This window comes from Pseudarthrobacter sp. As-47, from assembly GCF_058215595.1.
The window spans coordinates 567184-584778 of sequence record NZ_CM177088.1 but is presented as its reverse complement, the minus strand read 5'-3'; the positions used below and the strand labels follow the sequence as shown (position 1 = coordinate 584778).

Annotated in this window: 20 protein-coding genes; 7 read left to right on the top strand and 13 right to left on the bottom strand. The window is 67.8% G+C overall.

The features are described 5' to 3' along the window. Positions 1 to 7: 7 nt before the first annotated feature. On the bottom strand, positions 8 to 331 hold the full coding sequence (locus AC4BCK_RS02765) for a thiamine-binding protein (RefSeq protein WP_174182222.1): 324 nt from the start codon (positions 329 to 331) through the stop codon (positions 8 to 10). Positions 332 to 451: 120 nt separating this feature from the next. Here AC4BCK_RS02765 and AC4BCK_RS02760 point away from each other — a divergent pair, with 120 nt between their 5' ends. Together AC4BCK_RS02760 and AC4BCK_RS02755 are read left to right on the top strand one after the other, a co-directional pair. After that, positions 452 to 1087 carry a TetR/AcrR family transcriptional regulator gene (locus AC4BCK_RS02760; RefSeq protein WP_188729114.1) on the top strand — a complete coding sequence of 212 codons (636 nt, stop codon included), beginning with the start codon at positions 452 to 454 and terminating at the stop codon, positions 1085 to 1087. A gap of 210 nt (positions 1088 to 1297) precedes the next feature. After that, positions 1298 to 1522 carry a hypothetical protein gene (locus AC4BCK_RS02755; protein ID WP_174180513.1) on the top strand — a complete coding sequence of 75 codons (225 nt, stop codon included), beginning with the start codon at positions 1298 to 1300 and terminating at the stop codon, positions 1520 to 1522. Positions 1523 to 1614: 92 nt separating this feature from the next. Here the strand turns inward: AC4BCK_RS02755 and AC4BCK_RS02750 are convergent, their stop codons facing one another. The 7 genes from AC4BCK_RS02750 to AC4BCK_RS02720 all read right to left on the bottom strand — a co-directional run bounded on the left by AC4BCK_RS02750 (position 1615) and on the right by AC4BCK_RS02720 (position 6232). Further along, complete coding sequence (locus AC4BCK_RS02750; protein WP_251425803.1) at positions 1615 to 1863, bottom strand: hypothetical protein; 249 nt, start codon at positions 1861 to 1863, stop codon at positions 1615 to 1617. An 83-nt stretch (positions 1864 to 1946) separates the two neighbouring features. Beyond that, complete coding sequence (locus tag AC4BCK_RS02745) at positions 1947 to 2204, bottom strand: hypothetical protein (protein ID WP_363939927.1); 258 nt, start codon at positions 2202 to 2204, stop codon at positions 1947 to 1949. 123 nt (positions 2205 to 2327) lie between these two features. Further along, complete coding sequence (locus tag AC4BCK_RS02740) at positions 2328 to 2639, bottom strand: AzlD domain-containing protein (protein ID WP_174180517.1); 312 nt, start codon at positions 2637 to 2639, stop codon at positions 2328 to 2330. Beyond that, positions 2636 to 3394: an AzlC family ABC transporter permease gene (locus tag AC4BCK_RS02735; RefSeq protein ID WP_174180519.1), complete on the bottom strand. Its 759-nt coding sequence runs from the start codon at positions 3392 to 3394 to the stop codon at positions 2636 to 2638. Before AC4BCK_RS02735 ends, AC4BCK_RS02740 begins: the two co-directional genes overlap by 4 nt. Continuing rightward, complete coding sequence (locus AC4BCK_RS02730; RefSeq protein WP_490566559.1) at positions 3391 to 3852, bottom strand: DoxX family protein; 462 nt, start codon at positions 3850 to 3852, stop codon at positions 3391 to 3393. Before AC4BCK_RS02730 ends, AC4BCK_RS02735 begins: the two co-directional genes overlap by 4 nt. Positions 3853 to 3892: 40 nt before the next feature. Next, positions 3893 to 5305 (bottom strand): CoA transferase, encoded by a 1413-nt coding sequence (locus AC4BCK_RS02725; RefSeq protein ID WP_490566558.1) that lies wholly within the window; start codon positions 5303 to 5305, stop codon positions 3893 to 3895. 27 nt (positions 5306 to 5332) lie between these two features. Next, the gene (locus AC4BCK_RS02720; protein WP_363960309.1) at positions 5333 to 6232 is read right to left on the bottom strand and encodes a glycerophosphodiester phosphodiesterase family protein; all 900 of its coding nucleotides are present in this window, start codon (positions 6230 to 6232) and stop codon (positions 5333 to 5335) included. Between the two features lie 49 nt (positions 6233 to 6281). On the opposite strand from AC4BCK_RS02720, the gene AC4BCK_RS02715 reads away from it, so the two are divergent. After that, a complete protein-coding gene (locus AC4BCK_RS02715; RefSeq protein ID WP_490566557.1) occupies positions 6282 to 7640 on the top strand; it encodes a DUF445 domain-containing protein in 1359 nt (452 codons plus the stop codon). Here the strand turns inward: AC4BCK_RS02715 and AC4BCK_RS02710 are convergent. Together AC4BCK_RS02710 and AC4BCK_RS02705 are read right to left on the bottom strand one after the other, a co-directional pair. After that, positions 7637 to 8386, bottom strand: coding sequence for a LamB/YcsF family protein (locus AC4BCK_RS02710; protein WP_174180529.1), 750 nt, complete (start codon positions 8384 to 8386; stop codon positions 7637 to 7639). The two genes, AC4BCK_RS02715 and AC4BCK_RS02710, sit on opposite strands and share 4 nt — an antisense overlap. Then, complete coding sequence (locus AC4BCK_RS02705; RefSeq protein WP_174180531.1) at positions 8370 to 9182, bottom strand: hypothetical protein; 813 nt, start codon at positions 9180 to 9182, stop codon at positions 8370 to 8372. The genes AC4BCK_RS02710 and AC4BCK_RS02705 overlap by 17 nt, the downstream gene beginning before the upstream one ends. A gap of 162 nt (positions 9183 to 9344) precedes the next feature. On the opposite strand from AC4BCK_RS02705, the gene AC4BCK_RS02700 reads away from it, so the two are divergent. Further along, on the top strand, positions 9345 to 10679 hold the full coding sequence (locus tag AC4BCK_RS02700) for an MFS transporter (RefSeq protein WP_490566556.1): 1335 nt from the start codon (positions 9345 to 9347) through the stop codon (positions 10677 to 10679). 21 nt (positions 10680 to 10700) lie between these two features. Here the strand turns inward: AC4BCK_RS02700 and AC4BCK_RS02695 are convergent, their stop codons facing one another. The 3 genes from AC4BCK_RS02695 to AC4BCK_RS02685 form a co-directional block, all read right to left on the bottom strand. Beyond that, positions 10701 to 13043, bottom strand: a complete 2343-nt coding sequence (locus tag AC4BCK_RS02695; RefSeq protein ID WP_363939916.1) for a glycoside hydrolase family 65 protein — start codon at positions 13041 to 13043, stop codon at positions 10701 to 10703. Between the two features lie 131 nt (positions 13044 to 13174). Next, a complete protein-coding gene (locus tag AC4BCK_RS02690) occupies positions 13175 to 13927 on the bottom strand; it encodes an HAD family hydrolase (RefSeq protein ID WP_251425787.1) in 753 nt (250 codons plus the stop codon). Positions 13928 to 14322: 395 nt separating this feature from the next. Continuing rightward, entirely contained in the window at positions 14323 to 14967 is a 645-nt protein-coding gene (locus tag AC4BCK_RS02685; RefSeq protein WP_400641284.1) for an alpha/beta hydrolase, read from the bottom strand. A gap of 269 nt (positions 14968 to 15236) precedes the next feature. On the opposite strand from AC4BCK_RS02685, the gene AC4BCK_RS02680 reads away from it, so the two are divergent. The 3 genes from AC4BCK_RS02680 (at position 15237) to AC4BCK_RS02670 (ending at position 17595) form a co-directional block, all read left to right on the top strand. Then, entirely contained in the window at positions 15237 to 15494 is a 258-nt protein-coding gene (locus AC4BCK_RS02680) for a DUF6458 family protein (protein WP_066273382.1), read from the top strand. Between the two features lie 290 nt (positions 15495 to 15784). Next, on the top strand, positions 15785 to 16591 hold the full coding sequence (locus tag AC4BCK_RS02675) for a DeoR/GlpR family DNA-binding transcription regulator (protein WP_174180541.1): 807 nt from the start codon (positions 15785 to 15787) through the stop codon (positions 16589 to 16591). Then, the gene (locus tag AC4BCK_RS02670; RefSeq protein ID WP_366279136.1) at positions 16588 to 17595 is read left to right on the top strand and encodes a 1-phosphofructokinase family hexose kinase; all 1008 of its coding nucleotides are present in this window, start codon (positions 16588 to 16590) and stop codon (positions 17593 to 17595) included. The genes AC4BCK_RS02675 and AC4BCK_RS02670 overlap by 4 nt, the downstream gene beginning before the upstream one ends.

Here is a 17595-nt window from a genome sequence, read left to right as displayed (position 1 = left end):
CCGCGGGTCAGGAACCGTCTGCGAGCGCTTCTTCCAGGCGGTCCACCTTTGCAGTCAGTTCCCCTGTGTAACCCGGCCGGATATCAGCCTTGATCACCAGGGAGACGCGGCTGCCGTACCGCCCCACTGCCTCCGTTGCCCGCTTGACGACGTCGAAGACCTCGTCCCATTCACCTTCGATGGTGGTGAACATCGAGTCCGTTGTGTTGGGCAAGCCCGACTCCCGGACGATTTTGACGGCGGCGGCAACGGCGTCGTGCACTGACGCGTCAGTGGGCCGGGAACCTTCGCTGGGAGCGCCGGACGGGGCGACAGAAAACGCAAGCAACATGAGGCCAGTGTGCCACGCCTTGCGAGCGGTGACAGGGCAGGATGGCGCCCGCGAGCGTCACATAACCCCCTACCGCGCAGTAACGGTGTTCGCTGAAAGCTCCGTTGCTAACCTTTTCGCATGAGCCTCGCAGTCGCCCGTAAGCCCCTCCGTGCCGACGCAGCGCGGAATGTGGACAAGATCATCACGGCGGCCCGGCAATGCTTCCGCGAATTTGGGCCTGAGGTACCGCTGCAGACCATCGCGGCTACCGCAGGGGTTGGCCCGGCCACCCTCTTCCGCAATTTCGCGGACAAGGAAGAGCTGGTACTGGCCGCCCTTAACCGGCAGCTCCGCCTCACCGTGGATCCCGTGGTGGACGGCGCCCTGGCGGACATCGACGGGGCCGCCGGCTTGTTGCGGGTCCTGGAAGCACTCATGGACGCGGCCAGCGCTGACGCCAACCTGCTGGGAGCCGTCGCGGGGCGGCGCGAACTCCTGACCGGCATTACCGGCTCACTCATGGAATCCATCAGCGTGCTGCTGGTGCGCGGGCAGGGGCAGGGAAGCCTGCGGGCGGACATTTCCATGACGGACATGTTCCGGTTGCTCGCCATGCTCATCGGCGTGGTGGACACCATGGAGCCCGGTTCCGACGCCTGGCGCCGTCCGCTGGCCCTGGTTGAGGACGCCATCCGGACCACGCGACCCACCCGCCCCCTGCCGGCCCACGTGCCCGTCCCGTCCACACCCGGAACCGGCCCCCACCTGGGCTAAGGCATGCAGTAGAACCGCGCCGCACGGGGCGCAGCCAGGGCTCCGGAATGCGGGCGCGCGCGTTTTGCCTGGCGCGCGGACGGCACCATTGTGGGCGTCCTGCGGGTGCAATACACTTCAGGAGGGGTTACGCAGCCAGCCTCCCGACTTTGGGATGGAGTGACCCATGAAGCAATCCCGGCAGTTCCGGCGCATTCTGGCAGCGGCACAATGAAGAGTTCACAACTGAACCGTTACCTCAACGATCCCCGCGGCCCCGAGGAAGTCCTTCCCTCGCTGACCGCGGAAGAACTCGCAAACCTGCTGGACGCCCTGTACCAGAACCTGGACACGCCTGAACCCGAATTCGGGGCAGAGGCATGGTACGAGATGGCCGTCGAAGAGAGCTGCCGGCGGGCCGGTTCTCCCGGTGGCGCAGCCCACGGCGTGGCCTAGCCAACAGGCTCCAACTCCCGCCACCCGTTCCAGCAGGCTCCAACTCTTGCCACCCGCCCCAGCGGATGTGCCCGGCGCCCTGTCGTCCCAACCTAGCGGGACGGGACCTGCCCGCCGTCGCCGCCGCCGTCGGACTCCTTGTGCCCGGGCTGCCCTGGCTGGTCGTCGCGTTCATTGGGCACGTGGTCTTTGGCCTCGTTGAGGTGCTGCTGCAGTTTTTCCTCGGCATCCCGGCGGCGGCGGGCTGTATCCCGCATCTCCCGGGTGGATTCCGACCCCCTGGGGTCAAGATAGCCTTGCCGCGGCTTCCCCTGCTGCTCCGGACGTGACTGATCGTTCATCTCGGTTCCTCCTTCGTGGCCGCCGCAGTGGATTTGCGGCCCTGGTGCCAGTCCACCACAGATCGGTTCCGGGATGCCCTTTGCTACCTGCCGCCGGCCTCTCCCCTGCTGCGAAGTTCCTGGCGCACCAGGGCATGCAGTGCGGGAATGTGGGATGCCGGATCCAGGTCCAGCGACGTCCGCAGGCTCCGGGAGAGCAGTTCGAGGTCCTCCTCCGGAACGTCAGCAAGGCGGGCAAACCGGGTGAAGAAGCGCTTGGCTGGGAGTCCCGCCCGCCGTCCCGGATTCTTGCGGCGCAGACGTCCGGATCTTTCCCCGGCTGCATGCAGTTGATTTTCCATGGTCACCATTCATGCGAAATTCCACGGCCGACTGCATAGCCGCCTTTATAGTACAACCGGAAAAGCGCAATTAATGTGATCTGCATCACATGAGGTAGCTGTATTCCCGTCCCTGCTGGGCGCTCAGTTCCAGCCCAGCATCCTCAACAGCGCAGCCGTTCCAGCACCGGCGAGGACCACCACCAGGAACGGCGCGCGCAGCGCCAGGGCCACGGCGGCAGCCACCAGCGCGCCCAGCCTGGCGTCGACAGCGAGCGACTGTCCTGTGGCAAAGGTGTTCACCACAGTCAGGGAGGCGAGCAGCCCGATGGTCATGGTGCCCGCCACCCGCGACATGCGCGGGTCTTCAAGCAGCCGGGCCGGAACGAAGTAGCCCACCAGCTTCCACGCGTAGGCGAGTGCACAAGCAATCAGCAGCCAGATCCAGAGACTCATCCGGTGGCCCCCGGACCGGCGTCCCCGGCGCGGTGCGTGCCATGGTGGCGCTCCCGGAAGGGGTCCACGTCAGGCTCCAGGCCTTCGTCGCTCCGGCCGTGGCTGAACCAGCCGATCACCGCTGCCACCACGGCCGCCACCAGGATTGGCACGCCGGCGGGAACGAACGGCACGGCGATGACGGTGGCCACGGCACATACAGCGGCAATGGCCACCGGCTCGCGTCCCTTGAGCCGCGGCCAGAGCAGCCCAAGGAACGCGGCCACGGCTGCGCCGTCCAGCCCCCACTGCTTGGGGTCGCCCAGGCCGCTCCCGGCGAGTGCGCCGATGGCGGTGAACAGGTTCCACAGCACGTAGATGCCGATGCCGGCCGCCCAGAACCCTCGGCGCTGCTCTGCAGGGTCCGTCTGGCCGGAACTGGTTGCCGTGGACTCGTCGATGGTGAGCTGTGCTGCCACGTACTTGCGCCATCCGGTGGGGTGCAGCAGGGCGTTGAGCTGCATGCCGTAGATCCCGTTGCGCATGCCCAGCAGGGTGGCGGCGCTCATGGCAGCGATGCCGGACCCGCCGCCGGCCACCACGCCAATGAACGCGAACTGAGAGCCGCCGCTGAACAGGAGCAGGCTCAGTGCCATCGTCTGCCAGACGTTGAGTCCGGACGTCACGGAGAGCGCCCCGAAGGATACGCCGTACAGTCCGGTGGCAATGCTGATGGAGATCCCCATCCGCACCGCCGGGGAGGCCAGCAGGGTCACGGACGTGCTCCTGCTGCAGGCCGGCGCAGGCTCCACGCCCACGCGATGAGCGGCGCCTGCAGCGGAAGGCGGACGGTGTGCACCTTCCGCTGGGCCCGCGTTCCCCGTGGTCCGTACGCCCGCTGGAGCGCATCGGCGTGTCCGGCCAGGAACGCGGTGAACATCACGGCGGTGCCCGTGGCGGCCACCTTCCGCGTTCCGGGGACAAGGATTCCGACGGCGGCTGACAGTTCCAGCAGCCCGCTCAGGGCGATCCATTCCTCCTGGGAGAGGAGGGCAAGCGGACGTGCGGGAGCGGCATCCCGGCCGGGGTCATCGTCACGGCAGAGGTAGCCCGGGACCACCTGGCGGTAGAAGGCGGGGTCGCGGAAGTGTTTCATGGCGCTGGCCAGCAGCAGCGCGCTCATGGCTGCAGCGGAGAGGGTCTGGGCGGCCCGGCCGGAGCGGGGAAAAGGCATGGCTCCACTCAACCACAGGCGCGGCGGGCTCCTGTAACCCTCAGGCCCAGGCCAGCTCCGAGCTTCCGTAGGGGACGGGAGGGCGGTCATAGTCGAGGGGTTGGCCGTCCGCCAGCAGTGGCGGCGCGGCGTAGCGAAGTCCGCCGTATGTGCTGGCCTGTGTCCGGAGTACAGGTGCGGGAGGCGGCCCTGCCGGGCGTCCCGTTTCGCCGGGTAGGCCGGGAAGCTCGGGGAGGGCAGGCAAGGCGGGGAGGTTCAGGAGTTCCTCGGCGGTGCGGGCAAGGGACAGGCGCGCCCACCCGCCCAGGCCGCCGTGCTGACGGTGCGCGAGCAACGCGATGGCACCGGCAGCCAGGCCGTACCCGGTGGCGTGGTCCAGCGCCTGGACGGGAAGCGCCCCCGGCTGCCAGCCGCCGTCGTTGTTCTCCGCCCCGTAAAGGTCCGCGATCCCGGAGGCCGCCTGGACGATGCTGTCGAACCCGCGCCTCCCGCTCCACGGGCCGTCGCTGCCCCAGCTGTCCAGGGTGGCCAGCACCAGCTCCGGCCGGGCTTCCAGGAGGGCCTGCGGATCCAGGCCGAAGCGGTTGAGGGAGCCCGCGCGGTAGCCCGTGACCACAACGTCGGCGGTCCGCAGGAGGTGGCGCAGGCGGTCCAGGTTCCCGGGGATGGCCAGGTCCGCCTCGGCGCTTCTCTTGCAGAACCCGGTGTCAACGAACTGGCCGGTGAGTTCCGGAAGCTGCGGCGGGTCGATCCGCAGCACGTCCGCACCGAGCGCCCCCAGCAGGCGGGTGGACACGGGACCGGCGATGACGCGGGTCAGGTCCAGCACGCGCACGCCCTGAAGTGGCCGACGCGGATCTTCAATGGGCCGGAGCACGGGCCGCTCGGTTCGTTTTGCCTTCCCGCCGGGAAGCGTCACGTCAATCCAGGGTCCCGTGCCGGCGGACCGGCCCATGGCGGAAGCAAGCCAGTCGGCGCGGGTCCTGACAGCCGCAGCCACCCCGCCGCGGGACTGGATGGCGGCTTCGGCTTCCAGCGACTCCATGCTGCGGAGTGCAGCAGCCACACCGTCAGCGGTGGTGGCACCCAGCGCTTCCATCAGCCGCTGTTCGTGATGCGGATAGTTGGCGTGGAGCCGGATCCACCCGTCCAGGGTGCGCCGGAAGCCGGACAGCGGGGCGAACCCCTGGATGGGGTGCCCGGAGACGCGCAGGTGCCCTGAAGAGTCGAAGGCGCCGGCGGTCAGGGCTGAGGTGGTGGCGAACCGGCCCGGCACGCCCGCCAGGAGGTTGAGGGCCGCCGCAGCAGCACCAACCGAACCCAGGCCGAGGCCTTCGACGTCCAGGGGCCCGGCCCACCAGCGGCGGGGACCGGACCAGGGCGCAGCCAGGAGCCCTGCGGGAGCATCCTGCTGGTGGAAAACCGGCCCAAGGCAGCGGAACAGCGGCGGCACGCCGGCCTAGTCCTCCTCCACCAGCCTCTACCTTCCTTGCGGCGAGGCAACCTGCAGCTGGCTCAGGACCCGGGCCGGCACATTGGTGGTGATCTCCTGGATTCCCAGTCCCGCACACAGCGCAACATCCTGCTCCGAATCCACCGTCCACACCCGGAAGCGCCGGCCGGAGGCGAGCCAGCGCTGGACAGCAGCCGGGTGCCGGCGGACATACTCGATGCCGGGCCCGGCCAGGCCTACCTCACCGTTGTCCAGGATCCTCTCGCCCTCGGCCTGGGTGGCCCTCATCAGGTTGGCAATGGCGCCGCCGGTGATCATCCCGAATCCCAGCCCGCCGCGGATCGCCCGGATGTCCACGTCGTCCACCAACTGGCAGATGTACTCGGGCGGAACGGAGCTGAGCAGGTGCCGGACCGAGTCCGGGCTGAAACTCATGAAAGTCACCGCCACGTTGTCCACGGAAGAGCTTTTGGGGTCCCACCCCTCGTTGCGGAGCACCTCAAGGACCCGGTCCTCCAGCTTGAGCTGGTAAGGGCTGGGGTGCTTGAGCTCGATGGCCAGTTTCACCGGCCGGCCTGCACCGCGCAGGATGTCCAGGAGTTCGGGCAGCGTCAGGAGCTGCTCTGACCGGGCGCCGTAGGCCTCCGGGATGCGGGCGCCCTTCCATGACGAGACATCCAGGTGCCGCAGTTCCCGGAGGGTGCGCTCGGCAACGGGTCCCGTTCCGTCCGAGGTCCGGTCCAGGTTGGCGTCATGCAGGAGGACAACGTGCTGGTCACGCGTGAGGTGGACGTCGCACTCCACGCCGTCGGCGCCGTCGGCCAGGGCCTGCAGGTAGGCGGCCCGGGTGTGTTCGGCGAACGCGGCGCTGGAGCCGCGGTGGGCAAAGACCAACGGCCGTTGCGGCGCTGACTCATCAGTAGTCATGCAGACACGGTAGCCGACCGGCCCCGTGCTGCGGGACTAGGCTTGGCACATGCAGGTGAACTCTGAGCCAACTACCCGGGAATCACCCGGCGGGCCCACCCCTTCCACACCACCGGCCTCGAGGGGCCATGCGGAGGCGCGGGCCGCCGTCGGCCACCAGCTGAGTGCGGGCGACGCCGACAAGGCGGCAGCGCTGCGGAAAATGAAGCTGGTGGCCCTGGGACTGCTGCTGGTGATGGCCGTGATCTTCGTCTTCGCGTTCGCGCTGCAGAAGGAATATCCGTGGCTCCAGTACGTGCGCGCGGCGGCCGAGGGCGGCATGGTGGGCGCGTTGGCTGACTGGTTCGCCGTCACGGCGCTGTTCAAATACCCCATGGGCATCAAGATCCCGCACACTGCCATCATTCCGCGCCGGAAAGACCAGATCGGCGCCTCGCTGGGCGAGTTCGTGGAGACCAACTTCCTCTCGGAGCAGGTGGTCCAGGACAAGCTCGCCAGCGTGAATATCGCCCGCCGGGCGGGCGAATGGCTTGCCACGCCCGCCGGTTCCGAACGGGTGGCCAAGGAAGGCGCCGCCGTCATCCGCGGCCTTTTCAAGGTGTTGAATGACGACGACGTCCAGGCGGTCATCGAGGGAATGGTGCGTAAGCACCTGCTGACTCCGCCGTGGGGCCCACCGGTGGGCAAGATGGCCGAACGGATTTTCCGCGACGGGCACCACCACAACCTGGTGGACCTGCTGGTGGACCGCGCCGCCGACTGGGTGGATGACAACCACGATACGGTCACCCACCTGGTGTCCGACCGCTCCCCCACCTGGGTGCCGCAGTTCGTGGACGGGCTGGTGGGCGACAAGGTCTACGTGGAGATCCTCAAGTTCGTCCGCGCGGTGCAGGCCGACCCGAACCACCAGGTCCGGCAGTCCATCGACAAGTACCTGAACGACCTTGCCCAGGACCTCCAGCATGATCCTGCGATGATCGCCCGCGCCGAGGACATCAAGGCCCAGGTGCTGGGCGACCCGGAGGTGCGCGAACTGGCCTCCCGCACGTGGGGCACCGTCAAGAATGCGCTGCTGGGCGCCGTGGACGATCCCGACAGCGAACTGACCGTGAAGTTCAAGGCGGCCGTGCGGGACTTCGGCTCCCGGCTGGTCAGCGAGCCCGAGCTGGGCGGCAAGGTCAACGCGTGGATCGGAGACGCAGCCGCGTACCTGGTGCGGACCTACCGTTCGGACATTGCGGGGGTCATTACGGACACCGTGGCCCGCTGGGATGCCGAGGAAACATCGCAAAAGATCGAACTCCAGGTGGGCAAGGACCTGCAGTTCATCCGGATCAACGGCACCGTGGTGGGCGCGCTGGCCGGGCTTGCCATCTTTACGGTGGCACACCTGGTTTTCGGCTAGGCGAAGGACTCCAGTTCAAGGCCGGCCGCTTCCAGTCCGGCCCGGACGGCGGCAGCCATCCCCACCGCGCCCGGCGTATCGCCGTGGATGCACAGGGAATCGGGCCTGACCTGGACCACTGTTCCGTCCACGGCCACCACTTCGCCCTTGGCAGCCAGCCGCACGGCCCGCTCAACGATCGCGTCGACGTCGTGCAGCACGGCACCCTCCTCCGAGCGCGGAACCAGCGTGCCGTCCGCCCGGTAGGCGCGGTCCACGAAGGCCTCGATGAACACCGGGTGCCCGGCGTCCTTGGCCTGCTTCAGGAGCTCGGAGCCAGGGAGCCCCAGGATGGGCAGGCCGGGATCGTACGCGTTCACCGCGGCCACCACGGCCGACGCCTGTTCGGCATCGTGGACCAGCCGGTTGTACAGGGCTCCGTGCGGCTTCACATAGTCCACGGAGGCACCCACGGCGTGGGCAACGCCGTCGAGTGCTCCCAGCTGGTACAGCACGTCGCCGAAAAGCTCGTCGAAGCTCATGTCCAGCGAGCGGCGGCCGAAACCGGCAAGGTCCCGGTACCCCACGTGGGCGCCGACAGTCACATCGAGTTCGTAGGCGGCCCGGCAGCTGTCCAGCATGGTGACGGGGTCCCCGGCGTGGAAGCCGCATGCCACGTTGGCACTGGTGACCAGCTGGAACATGGCGGCGTCGTCCCCCATCCGCCAGGAGCCGAATGATTCGCCAAGGTCAGCGTTGAGATCCAAGAGTTTTGCCTTCCAGCGTCGGGGTGTCCTGGGCCGCCGCGGCGGCGGTGAGCTCTCCGGGGATGGTGTCCGGCATGGGTCCAAACGCCTCCTTGGCGTTGGACACCACCGCACGGCCCATCATGAGGTTACCGGCTCCGCCCACCACCGCGCCGATGCCGAACGGCAGCGCCCGGCCGAACAACGCGGAGCCCTGCCGTTTGAGGAGGTTCTTGAGGAAGGCCTTCTGGATCCTGTTCCGGATGCTGCCGAAGCCCGGCACGGCCATCGACTTGGACAGGGCATTGCCCCAGGCCTTGTTGGCGCTCATCTCCCTGCCGGCAGCCTGCCCGCTGAGTGTCCCCAGGAGCGCCGTCCCTTCCTCGCCCAGCATGATGGCCATGACCATGGTGCTGGCCTTCTCGGGGTTGGTCAGCCGGATCCCGTGCAGTTCGGCCAGCGAGGTGGAGTAGAGGGCTGTTGCTTCCAGGAACCCGACGGTTGCGGCGGCGGACAGTCCCAGGGACGCCACGGTGCCGACGCCGGGCACGACGGCGGTCGCGCCCACCAGCGCACCGCCGCCGGTGACCGCGCGGAGGTAGTCGCGTTCCAGGATGTCGGCGAGCTGGGCTGCCGTGGCCCGGGGGTGCTTCCTCTGCAGCCGGCGGATGTAGGCCACCACCAGCGGGCGCTGGATTTCCACCGCCTTCAGGAGCATGTTGTGGACGCCCGGTTTGGGCTTCCCGTCTGCGTCGAACACCGCGTTGTGGGCGGTTTCCTGTGCTATCCGTACTGCGGGATTGCTGCGCTTGGCCATGGTCACCTCTGCTTGTCTCGCCGGCACGCCTGTGCCGGAATTCCTCATACTAAGGTTGCTTAACATTAGGCCACCGCAGGAGCGGCCACCCACCTGCCCCGTCCCGTTCGGCGCACTCCGGCGGGGCTCCTCCGGAGCGCTCCCAAAGCCTAGACTTAGCCTATGCCCACCCCCAAAGCCCTGCGGCCCTTTGCCCACCGCGAGTACAGGGTGCTGATCGCAGCGCTGGCCATCTCAATCTTTGGTTCCGGCATGTGGGCCGTGGCCATGGTCTACCAGGTGATCCATCTGGGCGGCGGCCCCCTCGAACTGTCCCTGGTTGCCGCCGCCGGCAGCGTGGGCCTGGTGGCGTTCGTCCTGGCCGGCGGCATCGCCGCGGACCGGGTCCCGCAGCGCCGGCTGATCATTGCCGTGGAGGGGGCCAACCTGGCGGTGATAGCGGCCGTCAGCGGACTCGCCATGACGGGCCTGCTCCAGCTGTGGCACGTCGCAGCGGGTTCCTTTGTCCTCGGTGTCGGCGCGGCGTTCTTCTTTCCTGCCTACTCCGCAATCCTGCCGCGCATCCTTCCCGCCCAGGACCTGCTGGCGGCGAACGGAATGGAAGGGTCCATGCGTCCCGTCCTCCAGCAGGCGGCAGGTCCGGCCGTGGCTGGCATCGTGGTGGCTGCCCTCTCGCCGTCGCACGCGGTCACGGCGGTGGCGGTGTGCCACCTCCTGGCGTTCATCGTCCTTAACTTCCTGGGCCAGCATGCACTGGCTGCTCCCGCCAACGGGGCCGTGGACGGTGCAGGCGGGCCGGCCGGCGCCGGTGCCGAGGACGCTGAGGTGGACAGGCGGTCCTTCTTCCACGACCTGCGCGAAGGGGTCATCTACACGTTGGGCACCCCGTGGCTGTTGTGGACCCTGGTGTGGGCCTGCATCTCGGTCCTGTTCCTAATTGGCCCCATCGAGGTCCTGCTGCCGTTCGTGGTCCGCGACCAGCTGGCGGGCGATTCCCGCATGTTCGGCTTCCTGCTGGCCGTGATGGGGGTCGGCGCCGCGCTGGGCTCGCTGTTGACCGCATCCTTCCGGCTGCCGCGCCGCTACCTCACGCTGATGATGGTGTCCTGGGGTGCGGGCAGCCTGCCGCTGGCCGCCGTCGGCGTCATGGACAGCTTCTGGGCAATCGCCGCGGCGCTGTTCATCTTCGGTGCCACCGGCAGCGTGGGCATGGTCATCTGGGGCACCCTGCTCCAGCGGCGGGTTCCCACGCACCTCCTGGGCCGGGTTTCCAGCACGGATTTCTTCGTCTCGCTGGCCCTGATGCCGGTGTCCATGGCGCTGGCCGGGCCGGCCGCAGAGGTGCTGCCCATCTGGCTGATCTTCCTGGTGGCCGGCGGCGTCTGCCCGGTGATGGCGGTCGTCGCCATGGCTGTTGCAGGGATGCCCGCCGACGAACTGGCCCACCCCTTGGACCAGGAACCTGCGCTGGAACGCACGACGGCGGCGGGAGACTAGGCTCCCGCCGCCGCCCCGCACTCAGCTGTTGGCGCGCACCACCGGGATGCTCGCCGTCGGATGCCCGCTGGGGAACACCGTGGGTTCCGGCTGCGGCACGGGCTCCAACGCCACCGTGGCGGGTTCTGCGCCCACCGTGAGCTGCCGGCCGCGGACGTCCACCACCAGGGGCTCCCCTTCGGTGACGGTCAGCGTGATGGAGCCGGTCTCGAGTTCCACCAGCAGCAGGCGGCCCTGGATCTTGAGGTGGAAGGCCAGCCCGTCCCACTCCGCCGGCAGGCGCGGGTCGAAGTACGGGACCGGACCCTGGTCCCGAAGCCCGGCAAACCCGCAGACCAGCGAGCTCCACACCCCGCCGGTGGAGGCAATGTGCACGCCGTCGATGGTGTTGCCGTGGGTGTCGTCAAGGTCGATGAACACGGCGTTGGTGAAGTGTTCCAGCGCCTCGCGGGAGTACCCCACCTCTGCGGCCATGATGCCCTGGACGCAGGCGGACAGGGTGGAGTCGCCGGTTGTCAGGGGGTCGTAGAAGTCGAAGGCGCGCTGTTTCTCCTCCACCGTGAAATCCTGCCACTGCAGGAACATCGCCAGGACGGTATCCGCCTGCTTGAGGACCTGGTGGCGGTAGATCACCAGCGGGTGGAAGTGCAGCAGCAGGGGGTACTTGGACCGGGGCGTCGTCCAGTCCCACGGTTCGAGGTGCATGAAGTCGTTGTCCTGGGAATGCACCTGCATCCGCTCATCGAACGGCAGCTGCATGCGGTTCGCAGCCGCCTCCCACAGCTGCCGCTCCTCGTCGCTGATGCCTGCATGTTCCAGGGCCGCGGCGGCGCGCAGATTAAACCGCGCCATCACGTTGGTGTAGAGGTTGTCATTGACCACGGCGGTGTACTCGTCGGGGCCGGTGACGCCGTGGATGTGGAAGAGCCCGTCCTTGCCGAAGAAGCCCAGGGAGATCCACATGCGCGCTGTTTCAATCAGCAGTTCGGCACCCATCCCGTCGCGGAACCCGGCGTCCTTCGTGGCCCACACGTACCGGTTGGTGGCAAACGCGATCGCGGCCGCAATGTGGAACTGGGCCGTGCCGGCGGCGTAGTAGGCACTGGCCTCAAGACCGTTGATGGTGCGCCACGGGAACAGGGCGCCGTCCACGCTCAGTTCCTTGGCCCGGACCTTGGCTTCGGGAAGCATGCCGTGGCGGAACTCGAGGACCTTCCGGGCGCCGTCGGGGTTGGTGTAGGTGAGGTAGGGCAGGAGGTAGACCTCCTGGTCCCAGAAATAGTGGCCCTCATACCCCGAGCCCGTCACACCCTTCGCAGGAATTCCGGCGACGTCGGCGCGGGCCGTTGCCTGGGCGAGCTGGAACAGGTTCCACCGGATGGCCTGCTGCAGCACGGACTCGCTGGTCACCACGATGTCCGAGGTAGCCCAGTAGTCCCGGTAGTGCGCTTCGCTCTCGGCAAAGATGTCCCCCACCGGGCGCAGGCCCTCCTCGGCAACGGCCGCAGGGTCAACCGACGGGTCCTGGATGGCCCGGCCAGCGGCGTAGCTGACGCTCTTTTCCAGGCGGAACGGCTCGCCGGGGCTGACCGCCAGGACGTAGCGGACGCTGCTGTCGTCCTGGTCCACCAGGGTCTCGAACGGCTGATGGCCCGCGGAGGTCCAGTGGTCCACGGCCACGCCCACCCGCTGCTTCGATTCGGCAGCTTCCCAGGCCAGCCGGAGCGACCCGTCACCGCCGTCAAGGCGCAGGGGCAGCAGGACCCGTCCGGCGTGCCGGCCCGCACGGCGGGGATCGTGGACCGAGTGGTCCTCCACAGGCTGGTCCTGCCGGTTGATCAGGGAGGAGGTCACGTCCACCGAAACCTCGCGGTCAGTGTCCACCTCCAGCGAGATGCCAAGGCTTCCCCTGGACGCGAATCCGACGGCTCGCCGTTCGGTGGTGGTGACGACGGCGCCGGAACGGCACTGCCAGGTGACCCGGCATTCGTAGACGCCGGTGGAAAAGTCAACGGAGCGCCGGTAGTCCAGCACCTCGGACTCGGCAAGGCTGAGGGACTCCCCGTCCAGGACGACGCTGAAGTTGTTGGCGTCCGGAATGTAGAGGATGCGCTGGCCGGTGCGGGCGAAGCCGAAGGCGTTTTCGGCGTGCTTGATGTCCCAAATCTCGTGCAGCCCGTTGATGAAGCTGCCGGGAAGGTCGGAGTCGGCTGCCGCCCAGTGGGCGCCCCGTATTCCCAGGTGCCCGTTTCCCAGGGCAAAGAGGGTTTCCAGGGTCCCCTCATTGCCCTGTTCGTGGCGGGTTTCCACGAGCTGCCAGGGGTTGTTGGGGAATCTTTCGCGGTCCGCGGAGATCAGGGCCATGGTGTTGGGTCCTTCGAAGTGTGGCCGGGCAGCTGGGTTGCTGCCGGCCTGGGGATGATTTTTGGGGGGATGACGGGTACTGAAACAGGCTGCCGGGGCAGCGTGGCTGCCTCGGGGAAGGCTGCGGTTCCTTAGGGAAGCAGTTCCTTGAGGTCGTTGACCACAAGGGTGGCGCCGGCGTCGAGCAGGGTCTGCCGGCCGGCGCCCCGGTCCACGCCGATGACGGAGTGGAAGGATCCGGCCTCCCCGGCCTGGACACCGGAGACGGCGTCCTCCACCACCACGCATTCCTCACTGGGGAGATCCAGCAGGCGTGCGGCGTACTCGTAGGTGGCGGGGTTCGGCTTGCCGGGCAGGCCTTCGCTGGCAGCCACCACGCCGTCCACCACCACAGGGAAGCGGTCCGCGAGCCCGGCCGCCGCCAGGACTGCGGGTGCGTTGCGGGAGGAAGAGACGACGGCGACCTTCAGTCCGCGCTGCAGCACGGCGTCGAGGAAGCGTACGGACCCTTCGAAGGGCTCGACGCCGGTGCTGACGATGTCGTTGAAAATCCGGTTCTTCCGGTTACCCAGGCCCTGCACGGTGGTGTTGGCGGGGTCGTCGTCAGTGGGCCCCTCGGGGAGCACAATCCCACGCGAGGCCAGGAAGTCGCGTACGCCGTCGAACCGCGGTTTGCCGTCGATGTGGTCGAAGTAGTCACTTTCGCTGTAGCCGGCCACCTGGGGCTGCGACGCGAGGAAGCCCTCGAATAGTTCCTGCCAGGCGCGCTCATGGACGGTTGCCGTGGGGGTCAGCACCCCGTCCAGGTCGAAGAGGATTGCCGATGCGCCGGCCCAGGCGGAGAGGCCGCCGGCTGCATGGCCTGTTGCCGTGGTGTCACTCATGGGTGGTGGGGTGTCCTTTCCGGACGGCGGGCAGCCTTATCGAGGGGTGCCGTGAAGTTTGGAGGCGACGATGCCCGGATGACCTGGAAGTGCGGCAGGTGCCCGCCCGCGGGGTAACGCGGTGGCGTTGACCCTGCCGATCGATGCAGCTCTACCATCATGGGCATGCCGGCGCCCCCAGACAAGCCTGCGGATCGGCCTGCCGTGCAGGCCAGGTAAAGAACATCAGGCGGTGGCCGGCTGCAGTACATCGTCCGCACCGCGCTGATCTCCTTGTTCGCCCAGTTCAGTGCCGCTATAACGGCCAAAGAAGAGTGTAAGCGCTTACAAATTTAGCTGGCAACTGTTTTTTCTTGCCCCGCCGACGTGACGCACTTCTCAGCGTCCCCACAGCGTCACCGCCGGTTACTGGTGGACCCCTCCGGCCGCAGCACGTAGTGGCGCAGGAAGGAGCTGACGTCCACCATTTCCGCCTTGGACATGGCGTGGCCCATCCCCGGGTACGTCCTGGCGGTGAGCAGCGTGTTCTCCTGGAGCCATTCCCCGGTATAGGCGATGGCGTCCTCATTGATGACCAGGTCCGCCTTGTCCCGCCCCCAGAAAAAGGGCGGCCGGGTATCGAAGGATTCAGTGAGGGACAGCAGCTCGTTCTGCAGCACGAAGCCGGACAGCCCCACCACCGCCTCGTAGTCCTTGGGGTGCAGGCGCAGCAGGGTGCTGGCCATCGCCATGCCCTGGGAATACCCGAGCAGGCTCACGCTGCTGTGCTGGCCCTTGACGCTGTTGATCCAGGCCTGGACGGCGGCGGCAGCCTTGATGACGTCGGCGAAGTCGTTGGCCAGGAAGTAGTCCAGCAGGAACCAGCCGTAGTGGTCTCCGATATCCATGGGGGCCCGCAGCGCCGCGCAGGTGAATTCCGCCGGCAGGTATTCAAACAGGCGCACCATGCGGGACTCGTCCGTACCGTAGCCATGCATCATGACCAGCAGCGGGGTATCCGCCCGCTGGTCTTCCGGTTTGGACCAAACAACTGTTTCCATCGGATCAGCCTAGCGAGGCAGGCGGCGAAGGAGCCCGACGCCGTGCCGGACCAGCGGCGGCCCCGTCCCCCGGCCTTGCCACGTGCGGGGAGCCGAGGCAGCTGCCGTCCCACCATTCACAGGGGCCACAGCACAACAAATGGGTTACACACCGCCCGGAAGCATTGAACACCACTACCCGGCGCTGTAGCGTGACGCTTAACGGTCAGCATGCTTAGCAACCGTCAGCGGGTGATGACCACGCCCGGCCCCCACCTAAGGAGCACGTCATGAGAATCGGATCCTCCATTTTCCTTATCGCCCTCGGCGCCATCCTCGCCTGGGCAGTCGCTCCAGGCCTTATTCCCTTCGTGGACCAGGTCCTCATCGGCTACATCCTCATCGCAGTGGGCGTTATTGGGCTCATTGCCTCCCTGATCCTCGCCTCGCCCGGCCGCAGCCGCCGCGTCAGCGAGACCCGCTCGGTAGTGGATCCCAACACCGGCGAACGCATCACCCGGAACGAAAGCCGCGACGGCGGGCTGTAGCCCCAGGGAAAGTCCCGGCTGGCTGCCTGGCTGGACATCGAGTGAACCCGACAAGCCGGGCCGGACCATTGCGGTCCGGCCCGGCTTTCGCGTCCCCCGGCGAGGGAGTTGCAGGGAGGAGCAGCGCGCGCATTTTGTTTCGTGTGGGTTTCCATTGACAAACCAACATAAGCAAAGATAAAGTCAAGTAACTCAACATCATGTGATGCCAGTCACGCAGACGTGCATACCCCAGGATGTGGGCACAGCAGGATCCACCGCACCAACTGAACTTACGCAACGGAGGGTACGTGTTCGCCGAGGAGCGCCAGCAAAAGATTGCCGAGCTTGTTGCCGGCAGCGGCCGGGTCAGCGTGACCCTCCTGGCCGAGCGCTTCCGCATCACCACCGAAACCGTCCGCCGCGACCTTGCCACCCTCGAAAGCGCCGGCACCGTCCGCCGGGTCCACGGCGGTGCCGTGGCAGCAGACCGCTTCAGCACCACCGAGGAAAGCGTCAACGAGCGCGCCATCCAGCGGCCGGACCAGAAGATCCGCATCGCCGAGGCCGCCCTGGCCCTGATACCGCGGAACGCTGCGGGAAGCGTCCTGATCGACGGCGGAACCACCACCGAAGTCCTGGCGGACATGCTCGCCCGCCGCGCCGCCGTCGAACCTTCCGACGCAACTGAACCGCGGGCGGAACTGGTGGCCATCACCCATGCCGTTCCGATCGCCGGCAAACTGTCCAGCGTCCCCGGGATCGCCCTGGACGTCCTGGGCGGCCGGGTGCGCGGCATCACCCAGGTTGCCGTGGGGCAGTCAACCGTGGAAGCCGCCGGCAGGCTCCGTCCGGACATCGCCTTTATCGGCACCAACGGAATCCACGCAAGCTTTGGCCTGAGCACTCCCGATCCTGAAGAGGCCGCCGTCAAGGCAGCCTTCGTCCGTTCGGCCCGCCGCATCGTGGTGCTGGCCGATTCCTCCAAGCTGGACACGGAAACCCTGGTCCAGTTCGCCTCCCTGAAAGATCTGGATACCTTGATTACAGACAGCGAACCAGGCCCGGAACTCGCAGCCGCCCTGGAAGAAGCCGGCGTTGACGTGGTGATCGCATGATTGTCACCTTCACCGCCAACCCAAGCCTGGACCGCACGGTTGCGCTTCCCGGCCCCCTGGAACGGGGCGAAGTGCAGCGTGCCGTCTCCGTCCGCCAGGAATCGGGAGGCAAGGGCGTCAATGTCTCCCGGGCACTGGTTGCCTCCGGCCTCGAATCCGTGGCGGTTCTTCCCGGTGCGGACAGTGATCCTGTCCTGGCCGGACTCCGCGAAACCGGCGTGCCGTTCGTATCGCTTCCCATCGATGAGCCGCTGCGCACCAACGTGGCCCTCACCGAACCCGGGGGCGTGACCACCAAGATCAATGAACCCGGGCCTGCCCTGGATGCGGACCAGCAGGAAGCCCTCATCAAGCTGCTGCTGGAAAGCTCGCGCGGCGCCAGCTGGGTGGTCCTGGCCGGTTCGCTCCCGCCGGGGTTCCCGGCTGACTTCTACCCCACGGTGGCCCGCCGGATCCGCGCAGCCGGAAACGGCAGCGCCCCGTATATTGCCGTGGACTCCTCCGGCGCCCCGCTGGCCGCGGCAATGTCCGGAGACGGTGCCGGCGCTGACGGTACCGCCACTGGTTCCGGGAAACCGGACCTCCTCAAACCCAACGCCGAAGAACTGGCGGAACTGGCTGCTGCAGCCGGCTTCGCCTCGGCCACCGCTGACGAACTGGAAGCGGATCCGGTGGCTGCCGCGGCAGCCGCTGCCGCCGTCGTGCGTTCCGGTGTGGGTGCTGTGCTGGCAACTCTCGGTTCCAAGGGAGCTGTCCTGGTAACGGCCGACGGCGCGTGGCTGGCCACGCATCCGCCGGTCGCCGCGGTCAGCACGGTAGGCGCGGGCGATTCCGCGCTTGCCGGCTACCTGCTCGCCCACGGCCGGGGCGCCGCCCCGGCCGACTGCCTTCGCCAGGCTGTGGCCCACGGTGCCGCAGCCGCCTCCCTGCCCGGTTCCACGGTTCCGGCAGTACACCAAACCACCCCGGACGCCGTAACCATCACGGCCCTTCGAAAGGATTGA

Coding starts and splice junctions, on each gene's coding strand:
- AC4BCK_RS02720 (WP_363960309.1), bottom strand. CDS start 6,232: ATGACTACTGATGAGTCAGCGCCGCAACGGCCGTTGGTCTTTGCCCAC.
- AC4BCK_RS02700 (WP_490566556.1), top strand. CDS start 9,345: ATGCCCACCCCCAAAGCCCTGCGGCCCTTTGCCCACCGCGAGTACAGG.
- AC4BCK_RS02740 (WP_174180517.1), bottom strand. CDS start 2,639: ATGAGTCTCTGGATCTGGCTGCTGATTGCTTGTGCACTCGCCTACGCG.
- AC4BCK_RS02705 (WP_174180531.1), bottom strand. CDS start 9,182: ATGGCCAAGCGCAGCAATCCCGCAGTACGGATAGCACAGGAAACCGCC.
- AC4BCK_RS02765 (WP_174182222.1), bottom strand. CDS start 331: ATGTTGCTTGCGTTTTCTGTCGCCCCGTCCGGCGCTCCCAGCGAAGGT.
- AC4BCK_RS02670 (WP_366279136.1), top strand. CDS start 16,588: ATGATTGTCACCTTCACCGCCAACCCAAGCCTGGACCGCACGGTTGCG.
- AC4BCK_RS02695 (WP_363939916.1), bottom strand. CDS start 13,043: ATGGCCCTGATCTCCGCGGACCGCGAAAGATTCCCCAACAACCCCTGG.
- AC4BCK_RS02755 (WP_174180513.1), top strand. CDS start 1,298: ATGAAGAGTTCACAACTGAACCGTTACCTCAACGATCCCCGCGGCCCC.
- AC4BCK_RS02715 (WP_490566557.1), top strand. CDS start 6,282: ATGCAGGTGAACTCTGAGCCAACTACCCGGGAATCACCCGGCGGGCCC.
- AC4BCK_RS02745 (WP_363939927.1), bottom strand. CDS start 2,204: ATGGAAAATCAACTGCATGCAGCCGGGGAAAGATCCGGACGTCTGCGC.
- AC4BCK_RS02685 (WP_400641284.1), bottom strand. CDS start 14,967: ATGGAAACAGTTGTTTGGTCCAAACCGGAAGACCAGCGGGCGGATACC.
- AC4BCK_RS02690 (WP_251425787.1), bottom strand. CDS start 13,927: ATGAGTGACACCACGGCAACAGGCCATGCAGCCGGCGGCCTCTCCGCC.
- AC4BCK_RS02760 (WP_188729114.1), top strand. CDS start 452: ATGAGCCTCGCAGTCGCCCGTAAGCCCCTCCGTGCCGACGCAGCGCGG.
- AC4BCK_RS02750 (WP_251425803.1), bottom strand. CDS start 1,863: ATGAACGATCAGTCACGTCCGGAGCAGCAGGGGAAGCCGCGGCAAGGC.
- AC4BCK_RS02730 (WP_490566559.1), bottom strand. CDS start 3,852: ATGCCTTTTCCCCGCTCCGGCCGGGCCGCCCAGACCCTCTCCGCTGCA.
- AC4BCK_RS02680 (WP_066273382.1), top strand. CDS start 15,237: ATGAGAATCGGATCCTCCATTTTCCTTATCGCCCTCGGCGCCATCCTC.